This window comes from Vibrio stylophorae (assembly GCF_921293875.1).
In the GTDB taxonomy this organism is placed as follows: Bacteria; Pseudomonadota; Gammaproteobacteria; order Enterobacterales; family Vibrionaceae; genus Vibrio_A; species Vibrio_A stylophorae.
Genome location: NZ_CAKLDI010000001.1, coordinates 1,394,045 through 1,415,309, shown reverse-complemented (window position 1 = coordinate 1,415,309; position 21,265 = coordinate 1,394,045). Strand labels below are relative to the sequence as shown.

Genomic DNA, 21,265 nt, shown 5'->3' with positions numbered 1-21,265 from the left:
ATGCCTCAATCAGTTGAATCAATAAGAAGGCATTATAATTGAGGCGTCACTGCCACGGGTAAATCAGCACTGCCGCCCCATTCACTCCAAGAGCCGTCATATAAACGGCACTGCTCAAATCCACAAAGTGTTGCCGCTAAAATACCAATACAAGCCGTGATCCCGGAGCCACAAGAAAAAATCAGCGGCTGCTGGGCGGCCAACTCAAAAGAGGCGAATTTTTGATTCAGCATCGGAAGCGGTAAAAAGCCGTTGGCATTTAATAGCTCAGTAAAAGGTAAATTAATGGCTCCAGGCATATGGCCACTGCGCATGCCTGGACGCGGCTCAGGTGCATGGCCGTCAAATCGCGCTTTTGCACGCACATCGATCACGGTTTGCTGCGGATCATTCAGTGCTTTTAGCACCATTTGACTATCCACTTGCAGGCTTGGATTTAAGGAAATAGGCAGATCGCCAACACCATAAGCGCCATGCATTGCGGCTTGTTGCCAAGGCTCATCAACGACCACAGTCGAATATTGCGCATCAAGCCAAGCAGGTAAACCACCATCCAAAACCTGCACCTTGGTATGTCCCATCACATGAAACAACCACCAAGCACGTGCGGCTGAATAGATCCCTTGATTGTCATAAACCACAACATGACTGTCTTGGTTCACCCCTAAACGTCGCGCACATTGTGCAAATTGCGCAGCTGTTGGCACTGTGTTTGCGAGTGCGCTTGTTGGATCAATAAAATCCTGATCTAAATTCATCCATCGTGCTTTAGGTAAGCGTTGCGGTGTTTCATATACCTTGGGCTCAGTCCCAACAACATTGACTACACTGGCATCTAAGAGCACCAAATCATGCTGGTCCAGCATTTGTGATAATGCTGTAACCGATATTAGTGGTGACATTCCAACTCCTTTTGCGATCGACAGTACCGCAATATTTTACCAATCTCTCTGCCATCATTGTCGAAAAATATCGATATGGCAAAACTTCGATGTGCAAAGCATAGCCGAGGTCAAATGAACGCTGTATCACATACAGTACAGACACTGATTTTTGCCCATAAAAAAACGCTCCGAAAGGAGCGTTTATCAAGACAAAGTTTAATTGCTTAATTTGTTGAAGCGGCATCTTTCGCTGCAAGATCAAGGGTGATTTCTGCTGCTTCATCCAAATATGGATCAGGCACATCGTAATCATCTGGCACATCATCCAAAGTCTTGAACGGCTTTTTATGTTCCGCTTTTTGACGCTCATTGATGCGAGCCAATCGCTCAACCTTATTGGCACTTTGCTCCGCTTCACGCTTCGACTGATTCAGTGAAATGGTGTTGATGTCTTTCTCTTTTTGATAGGTTTCAATATCATCAAAGATAAAGCCCCATTCACGATCATCTTTCATCCGTGCTTGATGCTTGGCTTTTAACTGAGGTAATAAGGCTTCAAAACCAGGCCCTGCGGTGTAACGCGCTTTCTTAATGCTATCCCAAGGCAACGCATTATCTTCCATGCTCTCGCCTGTTTCATTCGGATCCATCGCGGCTGGGAATGAAATATCAGGAACCACACCCAAATGCTGCGTACTGCCACCATTCACGCGATAAAACTTTTGAATGGTCATCTGGATATAACCCACTGACTTTTCAAAGCGATCAAATTTTTCATCAAGCGCTGCGTGCTGCTGAACCGTGCCTTTACCAAAGGACTGCTCACCAACAATTAAACCGCGACCATAGTCTTGCATCGCCGCTGCAAAAATTTCTGATGCGGATGCACTATAGCGGTTAATCAAGACAGTCAGAGGACCCGCATATTGAATTCGCTTATCAATATCAGCTTTTGCGCGAATACGGCCATAACTATCGCGAACTTGAACAACAGGACCATAGCTAATAAAGAGGCCACTCAGTGACACTGCTTCGGTTAATAAACCACCACCATTATTGCGCAAATCAACGACGACACCTTTCACCCCTTTGGCTTCAATCGCGCGTAGCTGCTTTTTCACATCTTTGGTGAGGCCGTCATAGAAACTTGGGATCACCAAAACAGCAACAGTGCCTTGATCCATCTCCAAATATTCAGTTTTCACTGCCTTATCTTCAAGACGAATCTTGTCACGCACAAGCGTCAACTTATACCCTTCAGCGCTGGCATCTTCAGGTTGAATGTTCAATGTAACCTTGGTGCCCTTTGGCCCTTTAATTAAGGAAACAATCTCATCTAATCGCCAACCAATCACATCAACTGGGGCTTCACCTTCCTGTGCAACCGCAACGATACGATCGCCCTTTTTCAGCTTTTTAGATTTTGCCGCTGGACCACCAGCCACTAATGAAACAATGACGGTATAGTCATCTTTCATTTGCAGCACAGCACCAATCCCTTCAAGCTCAAGACTCATTTCCGTTTGGAATTGCTCTGCTGAAATTGGTGACAAATAACTGGTATGGGGATCGATTTCACGCGCAAAAGCGTTCATCAAAAGTTGGAATGCGTCATCGCTATTGGTTTGCGTCAACATGCGAATGGCATTGTTATAGCGCTTAGTCAAAATTTCTTTGATTTCAGGCCACTTCTTACCCGCCATAGCAAGATTCAATGCGTCAAATTTAACGCGGTTATACCAAATAGCATTCAATTCAACTTCGTCTTTTGGCCATGCCATCTTTGAACGATCGATGACCATTTCATCATCGTTCGTAAACGTCATAGGAGTATCCAATAAAGACAATGCATATTGATAACGTTGATAACGCTTGCGCATCACCTCATTAAAAATATCAAATGCAGGCTTCACTTCACCATCAGCCAGCATATCGTCCATCTCAAAACGATATTTGCTATAACGATCAACATCCGCCTGCGTTAGCACATTGCGGTTGTAATCTAAAACTTCGAGATAGCGATCAAAGGTATGAGCAGAAAACGCATCATCAAATTGGAAGCGTTTGTAATGACTTTGGGTAAAACGCTCAGTCGCCCGCTGGCTTGCGGTCATCTGACGGTCATCGGGGGAAAGTGCTGGAATATCCGACACTGAGAAGGAAGGCGTAACCGCCTGGGCTGATGCTGCCAGCGCAAGGCCGGCAGCGATCAAAGACGCGCGAAATGGAAATTTCATCCGTCGTGTATACTCCGTTATAGGCAGAGGTGCTCCGCTTTGACTAGCATCACCAATCCATTTGCTAGACGCACTCGAACACCATCTTTGTTAATTTCCACGATGGTGGCTGCAACGTTACCGTTACCCATATTGACTTTCACATCGCGGCCTTCAGTAATTTCATCAGCATTCAATGGACGAGAAGTCTCAACAACTTTTGGTGCAGCTTTCGCTTTTTTCACCTTAGCTGCTGGTGCTTTTTTCTCTGCATTCGCAGGGCGCTCAGCGCGTGGTTTCTTCGTTGCAGCTTTCTGCTTCACCACTTGCTCTTTACGGCGCTCACGCACTTTCGCTTTGCTCTCTGCAAGTGCTTGTTGTGCATGATCGATATGTTCTTGTTCTAGTTCACCACATGGGTTGCCGTCAAGGTCAACACGAACTGCGCCGAGCTTCACGCCATGCAGATAACGCCATGATGAAGTATATTGGCGAAGCGCTGCACGCAACTGGGTCTTGCTGACCTTCTCATCATTTTCAAGGCGTTCTGCTAGATCTTGAAAAATGCCAATTTTAAGTGGTTTTGCTTCACCCTCAAGGCTAAAGCAGTTGGGAAAAAGTTCGGCGATATAAGCGATAACAGCTTTACTGTTGCTCAGCTTTTCAGTGTTTTCCATGTATCTTCCTGACTTGACGTGACAATGTCACGCAGTACCAATTTAACAACATAATAGAATGTGGCGGCTATTATAGAGGTATCTCAATGAAAAACCACCAGCATCGGGGCGAAATTCGAGATTCCACCGCATTTATTGGCAGCAAATCCCCTTTCATTCCTTATGGGGATTCATTTTAGAATCCAGCACGTTTCATTTTTATAGCGCATATCAAACCTTCGCGCTGCAATTTGGGAATTTTTCCGCAAAATTCACCAACCCATTGATTGTAGTTAACTCTCTTATAAATAGGCAAAACTGAATCAATAAATTCACTATGATGCTAGGTTGTCGCAAAACTGCATCACTCACATGCCACGTAAAATTCACCCAGATTCTTCATGCAATCACAGATTGAATCTCGTATACGCTTCTATAGGCAAACGTTTTCAATATACACTAGAGCATCCTCAGGAATAGGAATCATTTACACCGTGAAAAGCCACCATGCGAACTATTCAATTGATCCACGCTGGCTGTGGATGCGCCTCAAGCAATATAAACATCGATTGATGATTGCTAATTTGATTGCGATTGCAGCCACCCTGGTCACCGTCCCTATTCCTTTAATTTTGCCGATTATGGTTGATGAGGTCTTACTCAAACAGCCTGGCCAAGCGATCCATTTTTTCAATCAAATCTTGCCCTCAGAATGGCAATCTGCCACAGGATACATTGCCCTTGCTTTTATCGCCGTTGTTCTGATGCGAGTCATCGGGCAAATTCTAAGTATTGTTCAAAGTAGGCAGTTTACCCTTGTCAGTAAAACCATCACCTTTAAGTTACGTCGTCACCTTTTGGAAAAACTTGGTCGCATTAGTCTGCAACAATATGAAACTGAGGGCAGCGGCGGAATTAGCTCTCATCTAATCACCGATGTTGAAACCGTTGATAAATTCATTGGTGAAACATTAAGTCGCTTTGTGATTGGTCTACTCACCATCTTAGGAACCGCAGTGATTCTACTTTGGCTTGATTGGCGCTTAGGGCTTTTTATCTTGGCCATTAATCCAATTGTGGTATACCTCTCTAAATGGATGGGAAGCCGAGTCAAACACCTCAAACAAGCTGAAAACAAAGCCTTTGAGGCTTTCCAGCAGCGCCTTGTCGAAACGCTCGATGGTCTCTACCAACTACGCGCAGCCAATCGAGAACGAGATTACTTAAATCAACTGATTCAAGATGCCAACCAAATTCGCCTCAGCGCCGATCAATATGCTTGGCAAAGTGAAGCCGCAGGACGCATCAGCTTTCTTTGCTTTTTAATCGGCTTTGAACTTTTTCGCGCAGTCTCCATGCTTATGGTGATTTTTAGCGATCTCACCATTGGTCAAATCTTTGCTGTCTTTGGTTATCTCTGGTTTATGCTGGGTCCCATGCAAGAGCTCCTTGGCATCCAATTTTCTTGGTATGGCGCCAAAGCGGCACTGCAGCGGCTGGACCATGTGATGCAACTAAAAGAAGAAGCGCGCCCTAAAAGCGAAATCAACCCGTTTTCACCCAATGAGCCTATTGATGTTCGAATTGAAAATCTGCAATTTCGCTATTTCCCTGAGCAGCGCGCGGTAATTGATAATCTCTCTTTGACTATTCCTGCGGGTCAAAAAGTGGCGCTTGTTGGCGCCTCTGGCGGCGGAAAATCAACATTGATTCAGCTTTTATTAGGTCTTTATCACCCACAATCTGGGAAAATTTTGTATAACGGTGAGCCTTTTGAACGCATCGGTTATGATCTATTGCGTTCCAAAGTTGCCGTAGTACTTCAGCAACCCGTGCTATTTAATGACAGCCTCAGACAAAACCTGACACTCGGCGCCGATTATCCTGAAGATGCACTTTGGCAAGCGCTAAAAATAGCGCAGCTTGATGATGTAATAGTGCAGCTTACGGCCGGATTAGAAACCCCTATCGGCCGACAAGGGGTGCGACTGTCTGGCGGCCAACGTCAGCGCCTTGCCATTGCCAGATTGGTACTTGCTGATCCGGGTTTTGTCATCTTAGATGAGGCGACATCGGCATTAGATACCGCAACGGAAGCGGCACTTCACCGTGCTATGCAAGATTTTTTACAGCATCGAACCACCCTGATCGTTGCCCACCGCTTATCTGCAGTAAAACAAGCGGATCATATTTATGTACTTGAAGATGGCCACATTGTACAGCGTGGTACACACCACGAATTGGTCAATCAAGATGGGCTCTACCAAACCCTTTATGGCAGCGTTCAACAGGAGTAAAAAGATGACTAGAATAATAAAAACAAGATGATAATGAGGTCGACTTGAGTCAATTGAATTGCTATCAGTACCAGCGCTGTCCTGAATGTGATTTAGCCGTTGCCGCAATTCCCGTCAGTAAAGGATTTCGCGCCCGCTGCCCCCGCTGCGAAGCAAAATTAGAGATGAGACTCTGTCCACCGGGCAGCGCCCTGCCATTAGCTATTTTCTGCCTACTCCTCTTTATTCCGGCACATATTGCACCGATTATCACCATTCAACTCTTTGGCGTGATGATCCCGGCGCCCATGATCTCTGGCACCCTCACCCTTTTTGATGCCGGATTTTTCTTTGTCGCTGGTTTAATTTTATTTTGTGGCTCCATTGCACCACTTCTTCTTTATATTGCCGTCTTAATGATGCATTGGGGACTGAAAAAGCGACAGTTTCAAATGCTGCGTTATGGCAGCTGGCTCGTCAAACACCTTCGCGGCTGGTGCATGCTGGATGTCTTTTTGATTAGCCTTGCCATCGCCTGCTTTAAAATTAGAGACTACGCCGATATTTTTACCGGCATTGGCCTGCTTTGCTTTATTTTGTTACAGCTCGCCACACTGATGCTACTCGCGCGATTAAAACTACGTCGCTACTGGCATGCATGGCAACCTGCCCAATACGATTGCCACACCAGCCACAGCTGCACCCTATGCGGCTTATCGCAACCTGCAGGTGCTGAATGTAGACGCTGTCATAGCAAGCTTTACTTGCCTTCAGAGCGCTCTGTACAAAATTGCTGGGCCTATTTATTAACCGCGACCATCGCTATCTTTCCAGCCAATCTCTATCCCATTTCTATTTTACTCACCAATGGTAAGCGCCTTGAAGACACCATTTTTTCAGGGGTTTCAACGCTGATGAGTAAAGGTATGGTTGGTATCGGACTGATTATTTTTATCGCCAGTATTGTAGTTCCTGTGGCCAAAATACTGGGTCTTGGCTTTATTCTTATCTGTATTCGCTGGTACCCCTTGGCCTCACCACTGTTCCAGGCTAAATGTCTTCGATTTATTCAACTCATTGGTAAATGGTCAATGATGGACTTATTTGTTATTTCACTGATGATGACACTAATTGATCGTGGTCAACTTCTTGATTTCACCCCGGGTTTAGGGGCTGTCGCCTTTGCTTTTGTCGTGGTTTTGACCATGCTCGCAACGGAGTCTCTTGATCCGCGTCTTATCTGGCATAACCGCATCATCAACACATCCCACGCGCAAGGAGAATTGCACCATGGATAATACCCCCGCGCAGCAACCCGAAATTTACCAGCCCAGCGTCGAAAAACGCGGATTAAGTCCACTTTGGATTCTGCCCATTGTCGCGCTCATTCTCGGTGGCTGGCTGGTTTATAAAGCAATGATGAACTCCGGACAGCAAATTGAAATTCACTTCAAATCTGCACATGGTTTGGTTGCAGGGCGAACGCCAATTCGCTTTCAAGGTTTAGAAGTGGGTATGGTGCGAGAAATCCATCTCGATGATAGCCTAACCAGCATCTATGTGGTGGCTGATATTTATCCTCAGGCAAGCAAATACCTCAGTGAGGCGACGGAGTTTTGGATTGTCAGTCCTTCGGCAAGCCTCGCTGGGATCTCTGGGCTGGATGCCTTAGTTTCCGGGAATTATATTGCCATGCATCCAGGTAAACCTACAGACACCCCGAAAACGCAATTCACTGCATTAGATGCGCCGCCACGAGATTTAATCCAGCAAGCCGGTCTGAACTTCACTTTGATTTCATCCAATTTAGGATCGGTTTCCATCGGTGCGCCTATTGTTTATAAACGCATTCCGGTGGGGGAAGTCACCAACTACACCCTCAGTGAAAACAATAAAAAAGTGCTGATTAGCGCAGTCATCAAACCTGAATATGCCAAATTGGTAAATAGTAATAGTCGCTTTTGGAATGTCAGCGGTATTCGCGCGCAAGTAGGCTTTGATGGCATTGATGTGCAGATGGACAGTCTTGCCGCCACTATTCATGGCGCGATTGCCTTTGATTCCCCCAAAGATGGTGATCCCGTTAACAAAGGCCAATCCTTTACCCTCTACCCAGACCTAGATACTGCCGGTCGCGGCGTTCTCGTATCCGTCACCTTACCAGACAACCATAATATCAACCCACATGGTGCGCCGGTGATCTATAAAGGCTTAGAAGTGGGCCAAATCACCCGTATTCGCTTGGACAAAAAGACGCAAAAAATTGTCGCAAGCGTCGCCATTGCGCCGACCTATGAGGACTTTCTCACCAACCACAGTCAGTTTGTGGTTGAGCGCCCCGAAATTTCATTTCAGCAGATCAGCAATTTGAAAAACGTGGTGTCAGGCAACTACCTCTCTTTGCACCCACAGGCTGGCGAGCCTAGCGATGCCTTTGTGGCGATTTCCCACGCCGAACTACTTGCGCAGCGCCCCGGCACTCGCGCCATTGTGCTAACGAGTCATCAAACCCATGGGCTCAGTGACAGCAGCACCGTTGTTTATCGTGGTCTCACCGTTGGCCATATCAGCCAAGTACAGTTGAAAAAAGGACAAGATCGCGTCATTGAAACGCATCTCCTGATTGATCCTGAGTATGCGCATCTTATTGGTAAAAACACACGCTTTTACATTGAGGGCGGGATTCAAGCTGATATCAGTTGGCATGGCGCGCAAATTGATGTGCCAAGTGCTGATCAACTTTTTCGCTCTGCAGTTAGCTTTTACAATGAAACGGCGCCCAAAGGCCAAAGCGCTCGTTACACCCTTTACCCAAGCGCACAAGCGGCGCAATTAGCCAGCCAAGGTAAACCTGGCTATCAAAACGTCATCCTCGCGGCAGATAACGCGGCTGGCGTGGCGATCAATAACGCTGTGTTCTACCGCAATATTGAAGTGGGCTATGTCCGTCATATTGACCTTTCAGCGTCTGGCGTCACCATCACCCTTGCCATTGAAAATGGTTATCGCCATCTGCTCAAAGCCAATAGCGTTTTCTGGCGTCAATCTGGCATCAATATCGAAGCAAACTTACAAGGTGTATCCATTGAATCAGGGCCTCTAAGTAGCCTTGTTGCCGGCGGCATTAGCTTTGATCAGTTTAGCAATGTCAATAATCGTGATGGCCAGCATTATCGCCTATTCGCATCGCAAAAAGCTGCGCAGCACGCAGGTAAAATGATCACCCTACTGACAGATAGCGCCAGTTACCTCAGCGTTGGTACAGCCATTCGCTATAAAGGGATTCAAATTGGCGAAGTCATGGCAATCAATCCAAATCTAGGGAAACAAAACGTATTCGTTGAGGCCATGCTTTATCCTGAATTTAGTCAAAAATTTAGTCAAAGCGGCAGCCGCTTTTGGAGTGTGACGCCCAAAATTGGCCTCACCAAAACTGAAAACCTCGATGCCCTACTGGCAAGCTATATCGACGCCATCCCCGGCAATGGTAAAACCGTAACTCAGTTTCATCTCAGCACACCACCTAGCTTACCAGGGGCACTACGTATCGTGCTTGAAGCCAATCAGCGCGGCTCTGTCAGCGCGGGCACGCCAGTCCTTTATCGTGACATGGAAATTGGCCAAGTGCGCGACGTTCGCCTTGGCGCGCTTGCAGATCGCGTGCTCTTTGACTTGGAGATTGAACCGCAATACACCTATTTAATTCGTCGCAACAGCCGTTTTTGGAATCAATCAGGCATTGATGTCGAGCTTGGTCTTTCAGGCGCCAATATTAAAACCGGCAGCCTCGATAGCTTGGTTCGTGGCGGCATTGCCATTGCCACCCCAGAAAACCAACCATTGCAAAATAAAGCCACGCGTGGCCAGCACTTTGCACTAGAAGATAAAGCGCCAGTGGATTGGCAAAAATGGCATTTGGCGATCCCCAAACACTAAATCAAGCATATCAGCTTTGTTTTTAAGCAAAAGCGCGGGGCAATGCCCCGCTTTTTTATTGAATGTGCTAGAATCCGCGCTAATTTGAGAACACCAAAAAAGGCGCTGTTTTGCACGCAAATATTGAATTGCCAGCCGAGTTTCTGGCGCAAATCCAATCCTCCATGCCCGCGCATCTATCTATGGATGCATTTGTTGATGCTTGTCAGCGACCTTTGCGACGTAGCATTCGCGTCAATACACTGAAAATCAGCGTCAATGATTTCTGTCAGCAAATGCAAGCCAAAGGCTGGCATTTTGAAGCTGTGCCATGGTGTGAGACTGGTTTTTGGCTAACCCGACCAGAAACTGAAACCACACCGCTGGGCAATACCGCAGAGCACCTTGCTGGCCTATTCTATATTCAAGAAGCCAGCTCCATGTTGCCTGTTACAGCCTTGCTTGCGGACAATGAGGTACCACATCTGGCGCTCGATGTCGCGGCTGCGCCTGGCTCGAAAACAACCCAACTCGCAGCAGCGATGAACAATCAAGGCGCACTGGTTGCCAATGAGTTTTCAGCCAGCCGAATCAAAGGCCTATTTTCAAATATTCAGCGCTGCGGCATCCATAACGTGGCACTCACCCACTTTGATGGCCATGTCTTTGGTGGTTGGCTACCAGAAAGCTTTGATGCGATTTTGCTTGATGCGCCTTGCTCTGGCGAAGGGACGATTCGTAAAGATCCCGATGCGATGAAAAATTGGAGTCCTGAAAGTATCGATGCTATCGCACAAGTGCAACGCGGTTTAATTGAAAGTGCATTTCACGCACTCAAACCTGGCGGTGTGATGATCTATTCCACTTGCACCTTAAATCAAACCGAAAACCAATCCGTTTGCCACCATCTAAAAGAAACATTTGGCGATGCCGTCGCTTTTGAACCGCTAAACCACCTGTTTACCAATGCTGATGCTAGTGCAACAGAAGAAGGCTTCCTTCATGTATGGCCGCAGATTTACGACAGCGAAGGTTTCTTTGTTGCGCGTATTCGCAAACTTGATGCCGTGGATGCACCGAAAGTTAAAAAACGCTTGGGTAAATTTCCATTTATGGCCGCTAAAACCAAAGATCAACAAGCCATCGCCCAAGCGCTTCATCAATCTCTGAATATCGAGATCCCAGCACAAAGCGAAATTTGGCTGCGCGACAACGAAGTATGGCTCTTCCCACGCGCCTTAACCCCGCTAATTGGTGAAATTCGATTTGATCGCATTGGCATCAAATTGGCCGAGCAACATAAAAAAGGCTATCGCTGGCAACATGAAGCCATTATTGCCATCGCTAAGGGCAATGAAGCGTGCTGCGTTGCACTCAGTACCGAAGATGCACAATCTTGGTATATGGGCCGAGATATTCGCCCTGAGGGTGAATTGTCACAAAGACAAGGTGAAGTGATTCTGTGTTATCAATCGCAAGTGATTGGGCTAGGTAAATGGGTGGGGAATCGCATTAAAAATGGTTTGCCCCGCGATTTAGTGCGCGATGGTAATCTATTTTCTGATTGCTAATTGCAACAAGCCGCCAAATTCGACTGGCAATTATGGCGCTTTGCGCTAACTTTATCCTTAGTATTGGTATTCATTGTAACATGGATAAATTAGCGCAAGGCTCAGCAATGAGCCATTCCCCTAGGCTCGAAACAGGACTGGTTTCGAGCTATTTTTTTTCTCGCTCATACTCAAAGATATAGTTTCGCGTCATAGTACGACTACGCCCTAATACTTTGGCGATCTCATTAATACTCTTTCCCTGATTAAAATAAAGATCTTGCGCGAGATGTGCTGCAGCCAATGATTCATCGCTTCTAGCACGGTGATACGCTTGCAAACCCGAATGTTGATTTAGCATCCAGTTGCCGCGTAGATTGCGGTATTTTCGTCCTTGAGCCACCACGCCTTTCAGCGAGTGTTTAATCTCAGTCATAACCCTGTACTACATTCGAAATAACGCCGTAGATCAGAATGTAACAAGAATTTTCACCAACTCAAGATATCCATCCCAAAAACTTGATAGGTGCAACACACTATCTTTCATTTAATTGAATTGGCGTGATAAACCGCCAAATTTTAGATACAAAAAAGGAGAGCATAATGCTCTCCTTTAAAAGCCTAGACTCTGAATTAAAGCGCAGCTTTTGCTTTTTCAACTAGCACTGTGAAAGTTGCTTTGTCGAATACAGCGATATCAGCAAGGATCTTACGATCGATCTCGATAGATGCTTTCTTAAGACCGTTGATGAAGCGGCTGTAAGACATGCCGTTTTGACGAGCCGCAGCGTTGATACGAGCAATCCATAGTTGACGGAATTGACGTTTCTTCTGACGACGGTCACGGTATGCGTATTGACCAGCTTTAGTAACTGCTTGGAAGGCAACACGATAAACACGTGAACGTGCACCGTAGTAACCTTTAGCTTGTTTCAGAACTTTTTTATGACGGGCACGAGCCTGTACACCACGTTTTACGCGAGGCATAGTTTGTCTCCTAAACTAAATCGTTGATAACTAAGAATAAATTATAAGTATGGCAACATACGTTCTACTGATGCTACTTCACATTGTGGAAGAACAGAGTTCGGACGTAGTTGACGTTTATTCTTAGAAGTACGCTTAGTCAGGATGTGACGTTTGGTTGCGTGCTTATATTTAATACCACCAGCAGTTTTCTTGAAACGCTTAGCAGCACCTTTGTTTGATTTCATCTTAGGCATGATGAATAACTCCGCATTGTTGCGTTAATATACCAATGTAATTAGGGCGAATAAAAGGCTCGGCCAAAAGGCCGAGCCTTTTACTACTTGTATGCCTTAATTACTTCTTCTTAGGGGCAAGTACCATGATCATTTGGCGACCTTCAATTCGCGTCGGGAAGCTTTCTACCAAAGCGATTTCGGCAGTGTCTTCCTTCAGACGATTTAGAACGTCAACACCAATGTTCTGGTGAGCCATTTCACGGCCGCGGAAGCGGATCGTTACTTTGACCTTGTTACCCTCTTCAATGAAGCGAACCAGGTTGCGCAGTTTTACCTGGTAGTCGCCTACATCTGTGCCAGGACGGAATTTGATTTCCTTGACCTGAATCTGTTTTTGATTTTTCTTCTGCTCTTTAGCAGCCTTGCTCTTTTCGTAGATGAATTTGCCATAATCCATGACACGGCACACTGGCGGCTCTGCGTTTGGACTAATTTCAACCAAATCAACGCCAGCTTCAGCGGCAGCGTGTAGCGCTTCTTCAAGTGAGACAATACCAAGTTGCTCACCATCTAGACCAGTCAAACGGACTTCGCGTAGACCGCGAATTTCTTCATTTAGACGGTGCTGATTTTGTTTTGCCGCTGGGGCTCTTCTTGCGCCTTTAATACCTTATTCCTCCAAAATATTGAGCATTCGACTGCTAACTTCTTTTTGCATCTGTGCAATAAAGTCATCTAGCTTAATTTTACCCAAATCTTTACCTTTGCGTGTGCGTACGGCGATTTCGCCTGCTGCAGCTTCTTGATCACCACAGACCAACATGTATGGGACACGCTTCAAAGTATGTTCGCGGATTTTAAAGCCAATCTTCTCGTTTCTCAAGTCCGCTTTTGCTCTAAATCCTGCATTTTGCAATTTTTCTGCAACTTCACGAACATAATCGGCCTGATTATCAGTAATATTCATCACCACTGCCTGTTCTGGCGCAAGCCAGGTTGGGAAGTGACCAGCATACTCTTCAATCAAAATACCGATGAAACGCTCAAGTGAACCCAAAATCGCACGGTGAATCATCACTGGGGTGTGACGTTCGTTATCTTCACCAACATAGGTCGCACCCAAACGGCCAGGCAATGCAAAGTCTAGCTGAATGGTGCCACACTGCCATGCGCGGTCGAGGCAATCATGCAAAGTAAATTCAATCTTAGGACCGTAGAATGCACCCTCGCCTTCTTGCAACTCGTAGCTCAAGTTATTCGCTTCAAGTGCTTGGGCAAGACCTGCTTCCGCTTTGTCCCACATTTCGTCGCTACCTACGCGCTGCTCTGGACGAGTCGATAGTTTGACTTCAATTTCTGTAAAGCCAAAGGTGCTGTAGGTATCGTAAACCATCTTAATACAGTTGGTTACTTCCTCAAGAATTTGCTCTTCAGTACAGAAGATATGTGCATCATCTTGTGTAAAGCCACGCACACGCATCAAGCCATGCAATGCACCTGATGGTTCGTTGCGGTGGCAGCTACCAAACTCTGCCATACGAAGTGGCAAGTCACGGTATGATTTCAAACCTTGGTTAAAGATTTGTACGTGACCTGGGCAGTTCATTGGCTTAATCGCGTAGTCACGGTTTTCTGATTGGGTAGTAAACATGTAATCAGCATATTTATCCCAGTGACCAGAACGCTCCCAAAGAACGCGATCCATCATCAATGGACCTTTCACTTCTTGGTAGTCAAATTGACGTAGCTTGTCGCGAACAAACACTTCAAGCTCACGGAAAATAGTCCAACCATTATGATGCCAGAACACCATACCCGGCGCTTCTTGCTGCATATGGTACAGATCAAGTTGCTTACCAAGACGGCGATGGTCACGTTTTGCAGCTTCTTCAAGACGTTGTAAGTGCGCTTTCAGCTCTTTTTTATCACCAAACGCAGTACCATAGATACGTTGCAACATCTTGTTATCGCTGTTACCACGCCAGTATGCACCAGCAACGTTTAGAATCTTGAAGTTCTGGCAAAAGCCCATGTGCGGTACGTGTGGGCCACGGCACATGTCGACATATTCTTCATGGTGATACAGACCTGGACGGTCATCACGGCTCACATTTTCGTCAAGAATTTCAATCTTGTAAGTTTCACCGCGAGCTTCAAACGTATCACGCGCTTCTTGCCAGCTCACATTTTTCTTCACAACGGCATATTTGGTCTTTGCCAATTCGTTCATACGCTTTTCAAGCGCATCTAAATCTTCTTGGCTCAAAGAACGATCAAGGTCGATGTCGTAGTAGAAACCATTATCAATGGTTGGACCGATCGCCATCTTGGTTTCAGGGAAAATTTGCTTAATCGCATGACCAAGAAGGTGCGCACAAGAGTGACGAATAATTTCAAGACCATCGGCATCTTTCGCCGTGATGATCTCTAAAGCGGCATCGTGTTCAATCAGATCACAGGCATCAACACGTTGACCATCAACACGACCAGCAATACAAGCTTTTGCAAGGCCTGGGCCAATGCTTGCTGCTACATCATAAGTTGAAACTGGGTTATCGAATTGGCGTTGACTGCCGTCAGGAAGCGTAATTACAGGCATGATACATCCTTTCCAGTGGTGCCACACACCAAGTGGCACATGTCATAAATCAAAAAAAGGCCAAACTATTTGGCATGATTTTCGTGAGTGCGTTGTCCACAATTTAGGTACCAATCTAAATAGCGTGGCAATGCAGGGCGTCATCATACTCCCTTTGATTCAAAAATGAAAAGTCAGGGTCAAAAAAGTTAATGGATTGATTAGCCGTGCAGCGATTTTGCGCTCAACTCACAAATTTAGTGGGATTTCTGTGCAATGCGCGCCAACAAAAAAGGCGCCAAAGCGCCTTAATCATCGATATTGGTTGAGTCAAAGCGCTTATGCGTCTTTCTCTGAATTCAAACGAATCCCTTCAGGTAAAATGACAATATCACCTGATTTATATAAACCACCAATGGTGCGCTTAAAGGTGCCTTTGCTGGTGCGGAAAATATTGAAAATCGCCTCTGGGCTACTTTTATCACTGAGTGGAATAAAACCGCCGCGGTGTTTAAGCTCTTTAAGAATTTTAGCGCCTAGATCGTCCACTGCTTTTTGTCCTTGCGCTTGCAAAGACAGATCAATTTTTCCATCCGGACGAACTTGTTTGATATAAGTTTTTAGTGTCTTACCGATAAATAACTTACCAAACTCTTCGCTCTTATGAAGCAAACCCCAATGCTGGCCATTGATGATGGCTTTGAGGCCCATATCAGTGCGCTCTGCAATCATCACTTCCACTTGCTCACCCGCTTTATAGTGCGCCGGCGTTTTATCTAAGAAACGGTTAAATTTCATGGTCGCGACAATACGACCCGATGCTTTATCGGTATAAACGTAAACTAAAATACTTTGACCCGTTGTCGGGCGACCACGCTGCTCACCAAATGGCAACAAAAGATCCTTTGGCAAACCCCAATTAAGGAATGCACCAGCGTCATTGACGCCAACAACTTTGAGGTTGGCAAACTCACCCACCATCACCTGCGGACGCTCTGTGGTGGCGATCAGCTCATCTTCAGAGTCAAAATAGATAAACACTTCCAACTTATCGCCCACTTGAGCATTGTTTGGACAATAACGTTTTGGAAGCAAAATTTCGCCATGGGCTTGACCATCAAGGTAAAGACCAAAATCTACAAATTTGACGACTTTGAGTTGGTTTAAACGACCAATGTGAATCATGGAGCTTGCCAGTACTAAGAAAATTGGTCGTCAGTATACGAAAAAAAAGCGGCAATGCCGCTTTTTTCTATGAGAAATATCACGCTGGTTGCAAAAGCAAGGCTTGCACTTGCTCAGGGGGAACCACCACAGCAGATGCCCCTTGCTCAATGAGCCACTCCGCCATGGCGCCGTCATCTTTGATACTGGCACCACGCGCGAGTACAGGTTTTTGCATCATCTGCGCCTGCTTGATTGCGGCGCTCAACATCACCAGCATGGGATCGCTTTGCACATTGAATAGATAATTTTGATACGCATAAGCACACTCCACACCAAGGGTATGCTGCGTCAATGCATCAAGATCTAAATAGAGACCATCAAAATACTGAAGGAATTTTTCTGCCAAAATCGCATTGGCGGGGACACAGGCCATCAACCACACGCGTAGTCCATGACGCCCGCGGCACAGCCCTTGCTCAGCTAGCATATCATTGATTTTTGCAGCTTCACTTAAGGTGCGACAATAGGGAACCACGATTTCCAAATTCTGACAGCCCGCCTGCATTGCAGCCACTAATGCCTCACAGTGCCAATTAAATAAGTTTCGCGCCGCTTCTTGTTGCAAACGCGAGACACCGCGCACGCCCATCTCGGGATTGGCTTCAACTGTGACTGGCGCGCCCTGCAGCTGAGCGAGCTGCGCAGAACTCTCACCAGAGAACAGCAAACGCACCGGCTTGCCTTGCGCTTTTTTAGACACTGAAATTAATTTATCGGTGAGTTGTGCCACGTAAAACGATTGGCGTGCAGACCATGAAATCCCCTGTTCTTTCAAAGCAGGCTCAAGCGTCTTATCGACGCCATACCAAAGACTTGGATGAAACTGCGCCAAAGGCGCGAGCTGATCAATGGGCAGGTAGCCGATACCAGCATCTGTCAATGTGTCTATGCCATCCAATAGGCTAGCTTGCTGAAATTCAAATCCGATTTGTGACGATATCATTGCCATGTTCACACCATTACTTCCTGTTCTCTGCGCTCATATTGGGCGACTTACGCTTAATCCTTGCAATGGTTCTAGCATACAGAAAAGAGTGCAAAAGGTAAGCGAAAAAAGATCACGCTTCGCACGCGCTGTGCCAACTCACGCCAAATTCGCTGCAAAAACGCCCCAAAACCAAGAAAGAAAGTGATTTGCGATTTATTCTGACCGCTTTTTTGGTTATGGTTAGCCCGTGTTTTCTTGTCTTAGTACAATATATGTCAGTCTTCGCACCGCGACCGTCGTCACTTGCGACCGATGAGCTTCGCACCGAAAAACTTACAACGCTGATTACCCCTGCAGAGCTTAGTGTGCAACTGCCTATTACCGAATCGATCCAGGCGCACATCGTTGCTCGCAGACAAGCTATTGAAGCCATTTTAACCGGTGAAGATCACCGCTTATTGGTGATTATTGGCCCCTGCTCTATTCATGACACCCAAGCGGCGCTTGACTATGCCGAGCAACTTGCTGCGCTGCAGCGCAATTATCAGGACGAACTGGTGATTGTAATGCGCAGCTATTTTGAAAAACCGCGAACTGTGGTGGGTTGGAAAGGTTTGGTCAGTGATCCAAATCTAGATGGCAGCTTTGATATCAATCTTGGCTTACATACCGCGCGTCAGCTACTACTGAAAATTAACGCCATGGGCTTGGCAACCGCTACTGAATTTCTAGATACCGTAACCGGTCAGTATCTTTCAGATCTGATCAGCTGGGGCGCCATTGGCGCGCGCACCACGGAATCGCAAGTCCATCGCGAGATGGCATCGGCCCTATCCTGCCCAATTGGTTTTAAAAATGGCACCGATGGCAATATTCAAATTGCCATTGATGCGATTCGCGCGACACGCGTGCCGCATCTATTTTGCTCCGCTGATAAAGATGGCCGAATGACCGCCTATCGCTCCTGTGGCAACCCTTATGGTCATGTCATTTTACGCGGCGGCAAAACACCGAACTATTTTGCCAAAGATATTGATGACGCATGCCAGCAGCTGCAAAGCTTTGGTCTGCATCCGCGACTCATTGTCGACTTTAGCCATGGTAACTGCCAAAAACAGCACAAGCAGCAGCTTGATGTTGCCGAAAACATCTGCAAGCAGCTTCGCCAAGGCAACCCACAAATCGCCGGCATCATGGCGGAAAGCTTCCTCATTGAGGGACAGCAAAATATTGATGATAAGCCCTTGACCTATGGTCAATCGATCACCGATCCTTGCCTCAACTGGCAAGATACAGCTTATCTTATTGATCAATTAGCAAAGGCCAATCAACAGCGCCTTCGCACTATTGCCTAACAAGGACATTGAAATGCCATCATTTGACATTATTTCTGAAATCGATCTCGTTGAAGCACGTAACGCTGTTGATAACTCAACTCGCGAACTATCAACGCGCTTTGATTTTCGTGGTGTGGAAGCAAGCTTTGCACTCAAAGACAACATCGTCACAATGAAAGCTGAAAGTGATTTTCAGCTCAACCAAATGCGTGAGATGCTACGTGCCAATATGGCACGCCGCCAACTTGACGCCAACAGCCTAGATGTCAAAGACTTTGACCATATTGGTAAAAGCGTGACACAAGAGCTGCACTTTAAACAAGGTATCGACAGCCAACTTGCTAAGAAAATGGTCAAAATGATCAAAGACAGCAAGATCAAAGTACAAGCATCAATTCAAGGTGACAAACTTCGTATTACGGGCAAAAAGCGCGATGACCTACAAGAGGTGATCGCCTTCGTTCGCAGCAATAGTGAAGAGCTCGGCCAAGCCTTCCAATATGAAAATTTCCGTGACTAATTTGCGTATTGCAATCATCACTGGAAAATAAAAAAACGCGCCTTAGCGCGTTTTTTTATATCTAGCACATCAATCATTTAACAATAAGCTCTAAACATCAAGTAACAGTCGTTTCGGCTCTTGCGCTAAGATTTGCGCTTGAATAGCAAAAACCTGCTCAATCAGTGCTGGCGTTAAGACCGTCTGCGGCGGACCATAAGCGCATTTCACACCATGCTGTAGAACCAGCACCTGATCGGCATGACGATAACTCTGACTTAAATCGTGACTGGCGATAACAATGGCTAACCCATTGGATTTCAACTCTGCAATCAACTGGTAAACAACCCGCTGATGGGTCAAATCCAACGCGTTCATGGGTTCATCTAACAACAAAAAGCGCGCCTGAGGATTCAGCGTTGGCCAAACCTGCAAAAAACAGGCAAGCAATCTTACTCGTTGCCACTCCCCGCCTGATAAGGTATCAAGCTGCCTTGAGAGCTTATCATCAATACCCAGACGTTTTGCTAAGGCCATCAGCACTTGCTCAACTTCAGCACTGAGCGTTCGTTGCAGCGGCGCTAAACTCACAAGCAAATATTGAAAGACGCGAAGGTGAAAGCTTGGCCGCTGCTGTTGTAATAACACACTGCGGTATTGCGCCTGCGAAGCCAAGCTCAACTTTGCTAAGTTTTGCGCTTGCCAATAGACACGACCCTCGCCAGAGAGCAAGCCACTGATGCACATCAATAAAGTCGACTTACCGCTACCGTTAGGGCCCAGCAAGTGACAAGACTCGCCCGCTGCAATAGCTAAAGATAAAGGTAAGAGACGCTGCGTATGCGCGATATTTTCAAGCTTAAGCATAATTTTTCAGCAGCATCCAAATAAAAATCGGCGCCCCGATGGCTGTGGTCACCGCCCCCACAGGCAGCTCACCGGCACTCAGCAGGGTTCGTGCCAAAGTATCAGCAAGCACTAAAAAACAGCCGCCAACCACAGCGCAAAGCGGTAACAAATAGCGATTTTCACTGCCAAGCCAGAGACGTAATAGATGCGGGATCACCAAACCAATAAAGCCGATCACCCCAGCCATAGCCACACTGGCGGCAACTAACACGGAAACCAGAAGGATCAGCTGCCAGCGCAAGCGAAGGTGGTTCAATCCTAGCAGCGCAGCTTGTTGCTCTCCCAACATTAACAAGTCCAGTTTTGGACCAAGAATAGAAAGACAAATCAATGCCGGCAATAACAAAAAAACCAGCATCAATTTATCCCAGCTCATTCCCGCTAAACTCCCCATTAACCAATAGATCATCTGCCGTAAATTCAAATCAGAGCTGAAATAAAATGCCCAGGTGATCACTGCCCCAGTCAAAATGCCCAGAGCGACACCAATCAGCAATAAACGAGATGTCGATAATGCGAAATAAACGGATAAGCCCACCAGCAGCAACATCAAAAGCAGCGCACCCAGCATTGCCGAAAAAGCCATGCTCCACGGACCCAAGGTGACCGGCGCAAATAAAATTAAACCAATCACCGCAACGCTTGCACCGCCAGAAACCCCCAAAACACTTGGCTCAGCCAATGGGTTACGCAGTAACACTTGCAATGCAGCGCCAGCAACAGCAAGCGAAGCACCAATAGTGACCGCAGCAAGCACGCGCGGTAACCGAAGCTCAGTTAATATTTGCCAATGAAATGAAGAGTCAAGTTGCCAAGGCCAGAGCCAAACCTCTCCGGCCATCAAACTCAAACAACTGACCAATAGCAAAATAACCGAGCTGAAATAAAAAGCGGTACGCCAACGGCAATGAAATTGTTTATTTAATTCAACTACAGTCATCGTTGAAATCATCGAAATATCATAGCGAAAGCTTATCAGCTTGCCTGAATAAATGCATGCGCAATCCAGTCGTCACAAACTGTGAAAATGAAATATAAAAAAGCCGCAACAGCTAACTGTTGCGGCTTTTCGCTAGAAAAAGGAG

18 protein-coding genes are annotated in these 21,265 nt (G+C 46.3%); 6 read left to right on the top strand and 12 right to left on the bottom strand.

The features are described 5' to 3' along the window. Window positions 1–32 precede the first annotated feature (32 nt). The 3 genes from L9P36_RS06540 to proQ form a co-directional block, all read right to left on the bottom strand. The gene (locus L9P36_RS06540) at window positions 33–902 is read right to left on the bottom strand and encodes a sulfurtransferase (RefSeq protein WP_237465915.1); all 870 of its coding nucleotides are present in this window, start codon (window positions 900–902) and stop codon (window positions 33–35) included. Window positions 903–1,108: 206 nt separating this feature from the next. Then, window positions 1,109–3,121 (bottom strand): carboxy terminal-processing peptidase, encoded by a 2,013-nt coding sequence (prc, locus tag L9P36_RS06535; RefSeq protein ID WP_237465914.1) that lies wholly within the window; start codon window positions 3,119–3,121, stop codon window positions 1,109–1,111. 17 nt (window positions 3,122–3,138) lie between these two features. Beyond that, complete coding sequence (gene proQ, locus L9P36_RS06530; protein WP_237465913.1) at window positions 3,139–3,777, bottom strand: RNA chaperone ProQ; 639 nt, start codon at window positions 3,775–3,777, stop codon at window positions 3,139–3,141. Between the two features lie 521 nt (window positions 3,778–4,298). On the opposite strand from proQ, the gene L9P36_RS06525 reads away from it, so the two are divergent. The 4 genes from L9P36_RS06525 (at window position 4,299) to rsmF (ending at window position 11,518) form a co-directional block, all read left to right on the top strand. Further along, a complete protein-coding gene (locus tag L9P36_RS06525; RefSeq protein WP_237467873.1) occupies window positions 4,299–6,053 on the top strand; it encodes an ABC transporter ATP-binding protein in 1,755 nt (584 codons plus the stop codon). Window positions 6,054–6,097: 44 nt separating this feature from the next. After that, window positions 6,098–7,330 (top strand): paraquat-inducible protein A, encoded by a 1,233-nt coding sequence (locus tag L9P36_RS06520; protein WP_237465912.1) that lies wholly within the window; start codon window positions 6,098–6,100, stop codon window positions 7,328–7,330. Next, window positions 7,323–9,968 carry an MlaD family protein gene (locus tag L9P36_RS06515; RefSeq protein WP_237465911.1) on the top strand — a complete coding sequence of 882 codons (2,646 nt, stop codon included), beginning with the start codon at window positions 7,323–7,325 and terminating at the stop codon, window positions 9,966–9,968. The genes L9P36_RS06520 and L9P36_RS06515 overlap by 8 nt, the downstream gene beginning before the upstream one ends. Before the next feature lie 110 nt (window positions 9,969–10,078). Further along, window positions 10,079–11,518 carry a 16S rRNA (cytosine(1407)-C(5))-methyltransferase RsmF gene (gene rsmF / locus L9P36_RS06510; RefSeq protein WP_237465910.1) on the top strand — a complete coding sequence of 480 codons (1,440 nt, stop codon included), beginning with the start codon at window positions 10,079–10,081 and terminating at the stop codon, window positions 11,516–11,518. A gap of 148 nt (window positions 11,519–11,666) precedes the next feature. Here the strand turns inward: rsmF and L9P36_RS06505 are convergent, their stop codons facing one another. The 7 genes from L9P36_RS06505 to L9P36_RS06475 form a co-directional block, all read right to left on the bottom strand. Beyond that, on the bottom strand, window positions 11,667–11,933 hold the full coding sequence (locus tag L9P36_RS06505; RefSeq protein WP_237465909.1) for a hypothetical protein: 267 nt from the start codon (window positions 11,931–11,933) through the stop codon (window positions 11,667–11,669). Window positions 11,934–12,130: 197 nt separating this feature from the next. Next, the gene (rplT, locus tag L9P36_RS06500) at window positions 12,131–12,484 is read right to left on the bottom strand and encodes a 50S ribosomal protein L20 (protein WP_237465908.1); all 354 of its coding nucleotides are present in this window, start codon (window positions 12,482–12,484) and stop codon (window positions 12,131–12,133) included. A gap of 41 nt (window positions 12,485–12,525) precedes the next feature. Next, a complete protein-coding gene (gene rpmI / locus L9P36_RS06495; RefSeq protein ID WP_237465907.1) occupies window positions 12,526–12,720 on the bottom strand; it encodes a 50S ribosomal protein L35 in 195 nt (64 codons plus the stop codon). Window positions 12,721–12,820: 100 nt separating this feature from the next. Beyond that, window positions 12,821–13,369 (bottom strand): translation initiation factor IF-3, encoded by a 549-nt coding sequence (infC, locus tag L9P36_RS06490; protein ID WP_237467872.1) that lies wholly within the window; start codon window positions 13,367–13,369, stop codon window positions 12,821–12,823. Window positions 13,370–13,372: 3 nt separating this feature from the next. Continuing rightward, complete coding sequence (gene thrS, locus L9P36_RS06485; RefSeq protein WP_237465906.1) at window positions 13,373–15,301, bottom strand: threonine--tRNA ligase; 1,929 nt, start codon at window positions 15,299–15,301, stop codon at window positions 13,373–13,375. 318 nt (window positions 15,302–15,619) lie between these two features. Continuing rightward, window positions 15,620–16,465, bottom strand: a complete 846-nt coding sequence (locus L9P36_RS06480; protein ID WP_237465905.1) for a CvfB family protein — start codon at window positions 16,463–16,465, stop codon at window positions 15,620–15,622. Between the two features lie 79 nt (window positions 16,466–16,544). Beyond that, a complete protein-coding gene (locus tag L9P36_RS06475; RefSeq protein WP_237465904.1) occupies window positions 16,545–17,456 on the bottom strand; it encodes a putative PEP-binding protein in 912 nt (303 codons plus the stop codon). 251 nt (window positions 17,457–17,707) lie between these two features. Here L9P36_RS06475 and L9P36_RS06470 point away from each other — a divergent pair, with 251 nt between their 5' ends. Next, window positions 17,708–18,790 carry a 3-deoxy-7-phosphoheptulonate synthase gene (locus L9P36_RS06470; protein WP_237465903.1) on the top strand — a complete coding sequence of 361 codons (1,083 nt, stop codon included), beginning with the start codon at window positions 17,708–17,710 and terminating at the stop codon, window positions 18,788–18,790. A gap of 13 nt (window positions 18,791–18,803) precedes the next feature. Continuing rightward, window positions 18,804–19,292, top strand: a complete 489-nt coding sequence (locus L9P36_RS06465; protein WP_237465902.1) for a YajQ family cyclic di-GMP-binding protein — start codon at window positions 18,804–18,806, stop codon at window positions 19,290–19,292. 90 nt (window positions 19,293–19,382) lie between these two features. Here L9P36_RS06465 and btuD read toward each other — a convergent pair whose 3' ends face one another. Continuing rightward, window positions 19,383–20,138 carry a vitamin B12 ABC transporter ATP-binding protein BtuD gene (gene btuD / locus L9P36_RS06460; RefSeq protein ID WP_237465901.1) on the bottom strand — a complete coding sequence of 252 codons (756 nt, stop codon included), beginning with the start codon at window positions 20,136–20,138 and terminating at the stop codon, window positions 19,383–19,385. Beyond that, on the bottom strand, window positions 20,131–21,120 hold the full coding sequence (btuC, locus tag L9P36_RS06455) for a vitamin B12 ABC transporter permease BtuC (protein WP_237465900.1): 990 nt from the start codon (window positions 21,118–21,120) through the stop codon (window positions 20,131–20,133). The genes btuD and btuC overlap by 8 nt, the downstream gene beginning before the upstream one ends. Window positions 21,121–21,265 lie beyond the last annotated feature (145 nt).